General features: G+C 42.9%; 9 protein-coding genes and 1 pseudogene. 5 read left to right on the forward strand and 5 right to left on the reverse strand.

What is annotated here, in order from left to right; translation table 11 throughout:
• Nucleotides 1–48 precede the first annotated feature (48 nt).
• From AB4249_RS21650 to AB4249_RS21670, 5 genes and pseudogenes are all read right to left on the reverse strand, one after another.
• Nucleotides 49–1,032 (reverse strand): annotated as a pseudogene (locus AB4249_RS21650) (DUF3187 family protein).
• Between the two features lie 210 nt (nt 1,033–1,242).
• On the reverse strand, nt 1,243–2,040 hold the full coding sequence (locus tag AB4249_RS21655; RefSeq protein WP_017059781.1) for an IclR family transcriptional regulator: 798 nt from the start codon (nt 2,038–2,040) through the stop codon (nt 1,243–1,245).
• A gap of 73 nt (nt 2,041–2,113) precedes the next feature.
• On the reverse strand, nt 2,114–3,397 hold the full coding sequence (locus AB4249_RS21660) for a TRAP transporter large permease (protein ID WP_017059782.1): 1,284 nt from the start codon (nt 3,395–3,397) through the stop codon (nt 2,114–2,116).
• Nucleotides 3,394–3,963: a TRAP transporter small permease gene (locus AB4249_RS21665; protein ID WP_017059783.1), complete on the reverse strand. Its 570-nt coding sequence runs from the start codon at nt 3,961–3,963 to the stop codon at nt 3,394–3,396. Before AB4249_RS21665 ends, AB4249_RS21660 begins: the two co-directional genes overlap by 4 nt.
• A 40-nt stretch (nt 3,964–4,003) precedes the next feature.
• Nucleotides 4,004–5,086: a TRAP transporter substrate-binding protein gene (locus AB4249_RS21670; RefSeq protein WP_372104763.1), complete on the reverse strand. Its 1,083-nt coding sequence runs from the start codon at nt 5,084–5,086 to the stop codon at nt 4,004–4,006.
• A gap of 345 nt (nt 5,087–5,431) precedes the next feature.
• Between AB4249_RS21670 and AB4249_RS21675 the strand changes: the two genes are divergently transcribed.
• From AB4249_RS21675 to rplT, 5 genes are all read left to right on the forward strand, one after another.
• Nucleotides 5,432–7,087: a GMC family oxidoreductase gene (locus AB4249_RS21675; protein ID WP_102320511.1), complete on the forward strand. Its 1,656-nt coding sequence runs from the start codon at nt 5,432–5,434 to the stop codon at nt 7,085–7,087.
• 497 nt (nt 7,088–7,584) lie between these two features.
• Complete coding sequence (gene thrS / locus AB4249_RS21680) at nt 7,585–9,513, forward strand: threonine--tRNA ligase (protein ID WP_372104760.1); 1,929 nt, start codon at nt 7,585–7,587, stop codon at nt 9,511–9,513.
• Between the two features lie 2 nt (nt 9,514–9,515).
• Nucleotides 9,516–10,067 carry a translation initiation factor IF-3 gene (infC, locus tag AB4249_RS21685; RefSeq protein ID WP_086713544.1) on the forward strand — a complete coding sequence of 184 codons (552 nt, stop codon included), beginning with the start codon at nt 9,516–9,518 and terminating at the stop codon, nt 10,065–10,067.
• A gap of 104 nt (nt 10,068–10,171) precedes the next feature.
• On the forward strand, nt 10,172–10,366 hold the full coding sequence (gene rpmI / locus AB4249_RS21690; protein WP_004738430.1) for a 50S ribosomal protein L35: 195 nt from the start codon (nt 10,172–10,174) through the stop codon (nt 10,364–10,366).
• A gap of 42 nt (nt 10,367–10,408) precedes the next feature.
• Nucleotides 10,409–10,762 (forward strand): 50S ribosomal protein L20, encoded by a 354-nt coding sequence (gene rplT, locus AB4249_RS21695; protein ID WP_004733517.1) that lies wholly within the window; start codon nt 10,409–10,411, stop codon nt 10,760–10,762.
• The last annotated feature ends 102 nt before the right edge of the window (nt 10,763–10,864 follow it).

Genomic DNA, 10,864 nt, shown 5'->3' on the forward strand with positions numbered 1-10,864 from the left:
AAGCCGCGATGAACCTTTTTAATTCTACTATCTCGACCATAAATGGACTTACCACTGATGACGATAGGCCAGCTGGAAGGCAACATCGGTGGAGTTGTCCATGTTGAAGATGTTTTCGATAATGGATATCTCGACTGCTGAGCGTTGCATTAGATACCTATATCCAAACATCATTTCATTCGCGGCCTCTGAAAACTCAGTTTCACCGCCTTCTGCGCCTTCATATCATCTATATTCAAGGTGTAACTCATGATTTTCAAATAGTGTGAGTTGATAGCCGCCCATCCATGACCATGTTGTTTTCTTATGTGCAAAGCCATTCTCTACATCTCGATTTGACTGATTGGCGAGCCCTAAGCTTGTGTAAAAGGTATTGATATCGAGTTGGTAGGCATAGTTGAATTGAGCGCTTTGCTCGGAGCTACTTCCTTCAAAGGCACCGTGGCTGACATTGTTGTGATAAAGGGATACACCAAAGGATAAACCGTGGTTTTCAAGGTCTATGATTTGGTATTGAGTGTAGAGGGTGAAAGCACTAGTCAGCGTATCGCCGGAGAAGTCTCTAATATTGATATCGTGGTCTGGTGCGTGAATATCAAATTGATGCCGTTCTTTACGATCGCGTCCTGCTTGGTCGATGTCGAATAGGTCATGAAAGTTGATGGTGATTTTGTCTAGGTTATTGTTGGCGGCGTAAAGGTAGCGGTAATTGAATTCTACTTGCCACGTTTTAGTTAATTGCCATCGCAAACCAGTGTGAAGCTGATTCTGATAATAGTCTAAGTGGTAGTCGTGGGAATTGGCCCAGATACTCGCGGCAGTTAAGGCGGTAAATATTTCAACTTTATTCTCTTTGAGGGGGAAGCCAGAGCGAAGTGCCGGAGTGAGACGAACAGACTGCAATGGTGCTTGAGTATAACTGATTAAGGGGCCGTAATCTTTATTGGCCCAAGCCGCTGGAGTGTAAATAGCAGCAGTTATGATTAACGGCAAAGAGGGTATTAACGATATAAAAGTAGCCTGTCTCTCCATATGCACCTCATCCGTATTCCGTCACTTATCTATAGCTTAGTTCGAAAGGTGAGTTTTAAAAGTAGAGAGATGAAGACCACGGTGCTCAAAGGCACTGTAGATTAATGAAGAGTCATTGAAGTAATACTACCTGTTACTTTGTTATTTTAACTTGTGCTCGTTTGTGAACTCGGTATTTAGGCCTATTGGGATACATCTATTCGTGTCACGTTACTCTACCGCCTCATCGGTAATCTGGGATTGAAATGTCATTAGGCTTTCTAGTTTTTTTGCTGCAAGCTTCAACCTACCGGCTTTAGTGAGTAAGTCACTAACACTCAACCTCAATGTAGGTGCGTGTATTGCCATGCCTGCAATCATATTTCCGTCTTGATCACAAACTGGGACTGCAATGGCAACCATACCTTCAATGAGCTCTTCATTGTCGATGCTAATACCACGAATCCCAATCTCGTCGAGCTCTCTGTTTAGGTCGTCGACGTTGGTAATCGAATGTTTTGTTTGTGGTTCTAGTGTTAGGGTCGAAAGTATCTGCTTTCGTTTATTTCTTGGCATTAAGGCCAAAAATAGCTTGCCACTAGCAGTACAGTGCAGAGGTAACCTCGAGCCTAATTTTAAGTTGACCATCATAGGCCAATTAGCCTCAACACGCTCAAAATACAACAATTCATATCCATCTAATACGGATAAGTTACAGGTTTCCTGTATTTCGTCTGTTAATTCTTTTAAAACCATCTGGCGAGGTGCGCGCCCATCAAAATGTGACAGGACGTCTAGAGACATTTTTTTAAATCGAGAACCGATAGACAAGAAGCGACCTTGGAGATCTCTCGCAATAATATCCTCCTCTTCAAGTTGACTGAGTATCCGGTGTACGCTGGCCTTAGGAAGGTTTAGGAACAAAGCAATATCAACCGCTGTAACGGGGCGTGTCTCACTAGCGATGAACTCAGTAATCTTAAATGCACGTGACAGTGCTGAATTACTTGACGATTCGTTATTGCTCATGCTGCTTCTCCTTTGTTTTTTCTGATAAATTTGCAAGCAATGGGTCATTGCTTGCAAATTCGGTTAATCTACTTTAGCCGCCAAATTGAACCAAGAATAATGAAATGCTCGGTAATAAAGCAATCAAAACCCACGAGATAAATAGCGCTGTGAAGTAAGGTATGACAAACCGAACTAACTTACCATAAGGGATCCCGGTTACGCTACTTGCGACATATAAATTTAAGCCGAACGGTGGTGTGACAAAACCAATTGCAGCTCCGACTAAGAAGATAACTGAAAAATGAATCGGATCGACGCCAATGCCTGTGGCAATAGGTGCGAGAATTGGAGCTAAAATAATGGTAACCGGTAAGCTTTCTAAGAGCATCCCGGCTAAAAGTATAATCCCCATACACATAAATAAGACTGCGTAATAGCTTCCGAATCCATTAAGTGCGTTACCAATTATTTCACCGACTCCCATCATGGAAAGTAATTGTTGCATGACGACAGAAATCGCGATTAATGGTGCTAGCATCCCTGTAATCTGCCCTGATTTGAGCATCACAGAAGGAATGTTTTTGAAATGTAAGTCTTTGGTCAGAATACAGCCTGCGATAATTGTGAACCCAACGGTGAATGCAGCGGCCTCTGTTGGTGAGAATGCTCCAGAGTAAATGCCGTAGACGACTACACCAATAGTAATGAAGCCGAGGTAAGCGCGTCTTGCATATTTGAAACTGGTCTTTGCGACAAAAGGAATAACTGTTCCCCATCCTTGTTTTCGAGCAACTAGATGGCATGCGAACATCATCGCTAATACCATGAGGCTACCTGGCAGCATTCCTGCAATAAACAGATCCGTTATGGAAAGGTTCATCATGAAGCCATACACAATGAATATCACGCTCGGCGGAATAATAATTCCAACAGTTCCTCCTGATGCTGCTGTGGCTGCAGAAAATCTTTCGTCGTAACCATTCTTTTTCATTTCTGGAGCCATTATTGAGCCAATTGTGGCTGTTGTCCCAGCATTAGACCCGGAAATGGCTGCGAACATCCCACAAGCTCCAATCGCAGCCATACCCATACCACCACGAATGGAACCCAAAATAGAGTACGCAAAATCAGAGAGTCGTTTTGCAATGCCTGCAGCATTAATTAGATCGCCGGTTAGAATGAAAAGAGGTAATGCTAGTAAGCCGAAAAAGTTTAACCCCTCAAATAGCGTTACACCGATGTTAGCGAGGGTAAAGTCAATGACGATACTAACCCCAACAACCCATAGCCCAATGATTAAAAATATAGGGATGCCTGCTAGAAATAGAACCAAAACGATGACACTAATAATGCTAATCAAATCACCTTCACTCATGCTTCTTTCTCCGCTAATGATGTCTGGATTATCAATGGCTCATTATTTATGTACCGTTTACAATCTTGGAAGAAGTTCTGTATCACTCGATAGATTATTAATGTCCAGCCTACTGGTGTTGCCATATAAAACCACCACTGCATGACATCGTCAGTTCCTTGAACAATTGCAAAATTGTCGTAAGCGATCCTTACCTGATCCGTTGCAAAATAAAGAACGACGCCCGCAAAAACTAGCCAGAGAACGGCATCTAATATGAGGCATACAAATTGCGCTTGATAAGGGAGGCGTAATCTAATTTCGGTGAGCGATAAGTGAGTACGGTTTTTGACATTGACAGCTGCGCCGACCCAGGTAAGCCATAAAAATAGTAGTACAGGGATACTAGTGCTCCACGGAGCCTGAATACTAAAGAAAAAACGTCTGATTATTTCAACGAAGATAATGACAGTCATTATAGAGTAGCTGCTCACAATGAGATATTTTTCTATGTTGTTATCTAGCCAATACAAACACTTTTTGACTGAGGTTGCCGGGTGGACGGCAGTGCTGATGATTTCATTCATGATGTCATGCCTTAGTTTTATTTAATGGGTTGTCAGAGTATTAACCTAACCACCAACGTTGTGGTTTGACGTTGACTACCGCTGCGTCTTTAGGGAGTTCTCTAGCAATCCCGTGAATTTCTTTATAGATATCAATATCGCCTGCCCAAGCATTTAAACGATTACGCCATTTTTGCCATGGTTCTGGGTTATATTCCGGTGAGCATATTTGTTCAGCCTTAAATCTCTCTTCATCTGAAAGTGCAGCAAAGCGGATATTATTTTGTCGGAATTGCGTATTCTCGTTAGGGTGAGTTTGTGCACCAATAATTTCGTACAACCCACCTTCATTCATTCCGTGAGTAAAAATTTGTGCACAATATGCAGATTCCATGACCGCTTCTTTATGTTTATCGCTTAACTTTTCAAAAACGTCGTAATTCATAGCTGTACTCTCGTTGCCAGAGAACATGCGTAAATCGATCGCTTGAGATATTACTGATGTCATTCCTGAATATGCCGCTGCGCTCATCCAAGTTTCCGCACCATCAAGTAGTCCTTGTCGGAGCCCATCAATTGTTTCAGCCCAGGCAACTGGTACAGGGTTGAGATTGAGTTGCTCCATGGCGATACGCCCTAACTGGGTTCCTGTTACTCGGTTTTTGGTGCCTTGAATATCGGTTAGCGATGTAACCAAGGGTTTGTCTTTCCATTTGTTGCCTAACATGAGTCCACGTAAGTCACAGTGCGTGAATAGGAATTGAATGTTGTGGCGTTTACGTAATGGTTCACGAAACAATGATTCGCTTCGTTTGTCATAAAAAAAATGAAATTGCGAAGCTCGCGTAGGGAACATGTATGCAAAATCAAGAACATTCATGTATGGCGCACCAGCAGCGGAGTTTTGTGTAGATGCGGAATATATGTCAACGATTCCTTGCTGAGTTTTTCTTATACAATCCAATTGCCCACATAGTTGATTGGAGCCAAAGAATTCAACTTGTATTTCACCATTTGTTCTTTCTTCAAGATCTCTAGCGAAAAATAATTGTCCCGACTTTTGGATATCTAAGTTTTGTTCATTAAAGCCAGAGGCTCCAAACTTTAAGACTACGATTGGTTTTTTTTTTCTCGAGTTCGAGATACGCTTTCCGACGCATTTGCCAGGCTACTTAAGGTAGCCCCTGTCCCTAATGTCCCTGCAGCGAATAAAGCTGATGTAAGCCCGGCACGCTTTGCAACATTAAAAAAGTCGCGTCGGCTATATGGTTTGTCTTTTGAAGTTCTCATGTACCCATCCTGATTCATGTAAATAGCCCAATTACACTTGTTTAAAAAATGTTAAATGTCCAAGTTGGATTGTTATTAGTGTGCGATAAGTCAACAAAAAACAATTCATATTCTCTCGATATTTACTAATTATTGTTATTGGTTTATGTTTTTTGGGACGCTGTGTCTCGATTTATGAAAATACAAAGGAGATTTTGTTATGGGAAGGTTACATAAGGATGTGGGTGTCTTTGATTATGTTGTTGTAGGGGCGGGGTCGGCTGGGTGCGCAATTGCTAGTCGTTTAAGTGAGGATCCAGATGTTTCAGTGTTATTACTTGAGGCTGGTGGTCGAGATTGGAATCCTTGGATTCATATCCCGGTTGGTTATTTTAAAACCATGCACAACCCGTCAACTGATTGGTGTTATCTAACCGATCGTGATGAAGGTATTGATAATCGACAATTACAATGGCCTAGAGGCAAAGTACTTGGTGGGAGCAGCTCCTTGAACGGGTTGCTATATATACGTGGGCAAAAAGAAGATTATAACGACTGGGCGTCGCTTGGTAATGAGGGGTGGAGTTATGACGACGTGCTTCCCTATTTTAAAATGTCTGAATGTCAAAGCCGAGGAAAAGATAAGTACCATGGCGTGGATGGGCCGTTGAAAGTGTCAGATCTTAGACTGAAACGGGATATTGCCGAACGATTTGTGGAGGCAGCTCAAGAGGTAGGTATTCCTTGGAATGATGATTTTAATGGTGAGAACCAAGAAGGAGTAGGCTATTTTCAGCAGACAGCATTTAATGGGTTGAGGTGCAGCAGTGCAAAAGCTTTTTTAACGTCGGCTCGAAAGCGCCATAATTTAACAATATTGACTCATGCACATACCTCCAAGCTTGATATTGTCGATAAGACAGCAAAAGGTGTTGAATTTTTTTGCAATGGAAAAGCAATGTATGTTTCGGCAGCTAAAGAGATTATTGTCAGTGCTGGTGCAATTGGCTCACCGCAAATATTACAGTTGTCTGGAGTTGGCAACAGAGCGGAGTTAGAAGCAGTAGGTGTTGATTGCGTTCATCATTTACCTGGAGTTGGAGAAAACCTTCAAGACCATTTACAAATTCGTCTGGTCTACAAAACTAGTTGTACAACACTGAACGATGAGTTGAGAACACCTTTGCATAAACTGACAGTGGGAGTTAAATATGCTCTGTTTCGCAAAGGTCCTTTAACGTTGGCTGCTAGTCAGGTATGTATTTTCACTCAGTCTTCCTCTGACTTAACAAGGCCTGACATACAGTTTCATATGCAGCCACTCAGTGCGGACAAACCTGGAGAAGGAGTGCACCCATTTTCGGCCTTTACTACTTCGGTTTGTCAATTGCGTCCTGAAAGTCGTGGTCGTGTGAAGATCACCAGCAAAGACTACTCCGTGCACCCTAGTATCCAACCTAACTATCTCTCGCACCCTAAAGATAAAGCTGTTGCAATAAACGCGATAAAGGTAGCGAGAGAAATCACCGATGCGAGTCCTTTATCTTCGGTTATTTCTGAAGAGTTTGTACCAGGTTCAAAGTATCAAACGGATGAACAATTGTTGGAAGCTGCGACAAAATACAGTCAATCCATCTATCACCCCGTTGGTACTTGTAAGATGGGCAATGATGCAATGGCAGTCGTTGATAATGAGCTAAAAGTTCATGGGCTAAAAAGCTTAAGAGTAGCGGATGCATCTATCATGCCTATTATTGTGTCGGGAAATACTAATGCACCGTCTATTATGATCGGTGAAAAATGTGCAGCTATGATAAAAAAAGAAACTAGTCTGTCTAAATCAAAGTCAGCAAAATTGTGCGAAGAAGCGATTTAATGCATCGGGGCTAAATTTAATCTCTAGGTTAGATGTATTACAGCCCCAAATAGTGTTCCCTGCCAATAAGTCATTTGCCAAACCACTGACGAAAATACTCCCAAAAATTACTCTTATGAGTCTATATTTTTGTTCAGAGTAAAAAGAATGGTTGAGGCTCAGAATATCAATACCCTACATTTACCTCTTTTGTTTCGCTTCATCAATCCTATGCAAGAAGACTTATTGCGTCTATAACACGATAGGCGTGCGAATTGCCTGAATTTGACTGCAGGGGAGAGGGGCGGCTTCGGCGCCATACCCACAGCGCATCATTGTCATTTTATATTATTTCGTTACAATGCTCGGATACCTACAAATAGGGCATCTGTATTTGCTTCTATGTGGGTATATTTATTATGCATATATCCCCAATCAGCGTACTCGTTGATTGAAAGACATATATTAAACATTTTCATGTGTTGCTTGGTGTGCAACACCACTGTAAAGGACAAATAATGCCAATTATTACTCTTCCTGACGGTAGTCAGCGTCAATTTGACAACCCTGTATCAACTCTAGATGTTGCCCTATCAATCGGTCCTGGTCTTGCGAAAGCTACCATTGCTGGTCGTGTAGACGGCGAGCGTGTTGATGCTTGTGATCTTATCGAAAACGATGCAAGCCTAGAAATCATCACAGCTAAAGATGAAGTTGATGGCCTTGAAATCGTTCGTCACTCTTGTGCTCACCTTTTAGGCCACGCGGTTAAGCAGCTTTTTCCAGAAGCGAAAATGGCGATCGGTCCTACTATCGATAACGGTTTCTACTACGATATCGATCTTGAGCACTCTCTAACGCAAGACGATCTAGAAAAGATCGAAAAGCGCATGAAAGAGCTAGCGAAGACCAAGTACCAGGTTGTTAAGAAGAAAGTTAGCTGGCAGGAAGCGCGTGACGCATTCGAAGCTCGCGGCGAAACTTACAAAATCGAAATCTTGGATGAGAACGTTTCTAAAGACGATCGTCCAGGCCTGTACCATCATGAAGAATACATCGATATGTGTCGTGGTCCACACGTTCCACATATGGGCTTCTGCCAACACTTCACGCTACTTAACGTAGCGGGTGCTTACTGGCGTGGTAACAGTGACAACAAGATGCTTCAACGTATCTACGGCACTGCATTCCACGACAAGAAAGCGCTTAAGGCTCACCTAGTGCGCCTAGAAGAAGCGGCTAAGCGTGATCACCGTAAAATCGGTAAGCACTTAGATCTATTCCACATGCAGCAAGAAGCACCAGGCATGGTGTTCTGGCATCACAATGGTTGGACTATCTTCCGTGAGCTAGAAGTATTTATTCGTCAGAAGCTGACTGAGTACGATTACCAAGAAGTTAAAGGCCCATTAATGATGGACCGTGTTCTTTGGGAACGTTCTGGTCACTGGGATAAGTACGCTGAAGCGATGTTCACTACTTCTTCAGAGAACCGTGAATACGCGATTAAGCCAATGAACTGTCCTGGTCACGTTCAAATCTTCAACCAAGGTTTGAAATCTTACCGTGATCTACCGCTACGTATGGCTGAGTTCGGCTCATGTCACCGTAACGAGCCGTCTGGCGCACTTCACGGCATTATGCGTGTTCGTGGCTTCACTCAAGATGATGCTCACGTATTCTGTACTGAAGACCAAGTTCAGCAAGAAGTTAAAGCTTGTATTGAAATGGTTTACGATACTTACACAACTTTCGGTTTCGAAAACATTGTTGTTAAGCTATCTACTCGTCCAGAACAGCGCGTAGGTTCAGACGAAATGTGGGACCGTGCAGAGGCCGATCTTAAGCAAGCGCTTGAGGCGATGGAGATTGCATACGAGATTCAAGAAGGCGAGGGTGCGTTCTACGGACCTAAGATTGAATTTACTTTGCATGATTGTTTGGACCGCGCATGGCAATGTGGTACAGTGCAGCTCGATTTTGCATTACCAGAACGTTTAGGTGCAACTTACGTAGGTGAAGATAACGAGCGTCACACGCCAGTTATGATCCACCGCGCGATTTTAGGTTCACTAGAACGCTTCATTGGTATTCTTATTGAAGAATACGCTGGCTTCTTCCCAACGTGGTTGGCGCCAGAACAAGCAATTGTTATGGGCATTACGGACAAACAGTCTGAATATGTACAAGAAATTGCGAAAAAACTGCAAAAAAGTGGATTTAGAGTCAAAGCAGACTTGAGAAATGAGAAGATTGGCTTTAAAATCCGCGAACATACTTTGAAACGTGTACCGTTCATGCTTGTGTGTGGTGACCAAGAAATGGAAGCCGGCGAAATTGCAGTACGTACACGTAAAGGTAAGGACCTTGGTAAATTTAAAGTGGATGACTTTATTTCATACATCCAAGCCGAGGTTTCAAACCGTAAGCTCAATCTGGAGGAATAGCTATTAAAGGCGGAAGACGTGGCCAACAACCGGCCAAACAAAACCAGCACCGTTTAAACGGTGACATTCGTGGCGTTCGTGAAGTGCGTCTAACTGGCGCAGACGGCGAAGCTGTTGGTGTAGTAACAATCGCTGAAGCGATGGAAGCTGCAAATGAAGCTGGTATGGATCTCGTAGAGATCAGCCCTAACGCCGAGCCGCCAGTTTGTCGTGTGATGGACTACGGTAAGTTCCTCTTCGAGAAGAGCAAAGCTGCGAAAGAGCAGAAGAAAAAGCAAAAGCAGGTTCAGATCAAGGAAATTAAATTCCGACCTGGAACTGATATTGGAGACTATCAGGTAAAACTACGCAACCTGACTGGTTTCCTAGAAGACGGCAACAAAGTGAAGGTAACAATTCGCTTCCGTGGCCGCGAAATGGCTCACCAAGAAATCGGTGTTGACGTTCTTAATCGTTTGAAAGCGGATACTGAAGAATTTGCAGTAGTCGAATCTTTCCCAACGAGAATTGAAGGTCGCCAGATGATCATGGTGTTGGCCCCTAAAAAGAAGTAATTAACGGCTTTGCAAGTAATTAAACCCTGCAGCCTCAGGTTGCGGGGTTTTATTCGCCCTAATTACTATGTTATTAACAACTCAACAATGCGGAGTTATTCATCATGCCTAAGATGAAAACCAACAAAGGTGCTGCTAAGCGTTTCCAGAAAACTGCTGGTGGTATTAAGTTTAAGCACGCTGGTAAACGTCACATCCTGACTAAGCGTACTACTAAGAACAAGCGTCAGCTACGTCCGAACTCGATCCTTCCTAAATGTGAAGTTGCTCAAGTTCTACGTATGATGCCATACGCTTAATTCTTTTTAGTTTATAAATTCGTTTAGTTTAGGAGAAGCATAATGCCTCGCGTAAAACGTGGTGTACAAGCTCGTGCACGTCATAAGAAAGTTCTAAAACAAGCTAAAGGTTACTACGGAGCACGTTCACGTGTTTACCGCGTAGCTTTCCAAGCAGTTACCAAAGCTGGTCAATACGCTTACCGTGACCGTCGCAACAAGAAACGTCAATTCCGTCAACTTTGGATTGCACGTATCAACGCGGCATCTCGTCAAAATGGTCTATCTTACAGCCGTTTCATCAATGGCCTAAAGAAAGCATCTATCGAGATCGACCGTAAGATTCTTGCTGACATCGCAGTATTCGACAAAGCAGCATTTGCTGTTCTAGTTGAAAAAGCGAAAGCATCTCTATAATTTAGAGTTAGCTTAAAGGTTTAAGAAAAGGAGAACTTCGGTTCTCCTTTTTTATTGCCTGTAATTTGGCTTTGCCATACTCTCTCGCATCTCGCATCTCGC

This window comes from Vibrio sp. 10N.261.55.F4, assembly GCF_041470465.1.
In the GTDB taxonomy this organism is placed as follows: domain Bacteria; phylum Pseudomonadota; class Gammaproteobacteria; order Enterobacterales; family Vibrionaceae; genus Vibrio; species Vibrio crassostreae_C.

What these genes read in the sequence shown, in the direction of transcription:
- AB4249_RS21655 (WP_017059781.1), bottom strand. Translation starts at nt 2,040, where the DNA reads ATGAGCAATAACGAATCGTCAAGTAATTCAGCACTGTCACGTGCATTT.
- AB4249_RS21660 (WP_017059782.1), bottom strand. Translation starts at nt 3,397, where the DNA reads ATGAGTGAAGGTGATTTGATTAGCATTATTAGTGTCATCGTTTTGGTT.
- AB4249_RS21665 (WP_017059783.1), bottom strand. Translation starts at nt 3,963, where the DNA reads ATGAATGAAATCATCAGCACTGCCGTCCACCCGGCAACCTCAGTCAAA.
- AB4249_RS21675 (WP_102320511.1), top strand. Translation starts at nt 5,432, where the DNA reads ATGGGAAGGTTACATAAGGATGTGGGTGTCTTTGATTATGTTGTTGTA.
- thrS (WP_372104760.1), top strand. Translation starts at nt 7,585, where the DNA reads ATGCCAATTATTACTCTTCCTGACGGTAGTCAGCGTCAATTTGACAAC.
- rpmI (WP_004738430.1), top strand. Translation starts at nt 10,172, where the DNA reads ATGCCTAAGATGAAAACCAACAAAGGTGCTGCTAAGCGTTTCCAGAAA.
- rplT (WP_004733517.1), top strand. Translation starts at nt 10,409, where the DNA reads ATGCCTCGCGTAAAACGTGGTGTACAAGCTCGTGCACGTCATAAGAAA.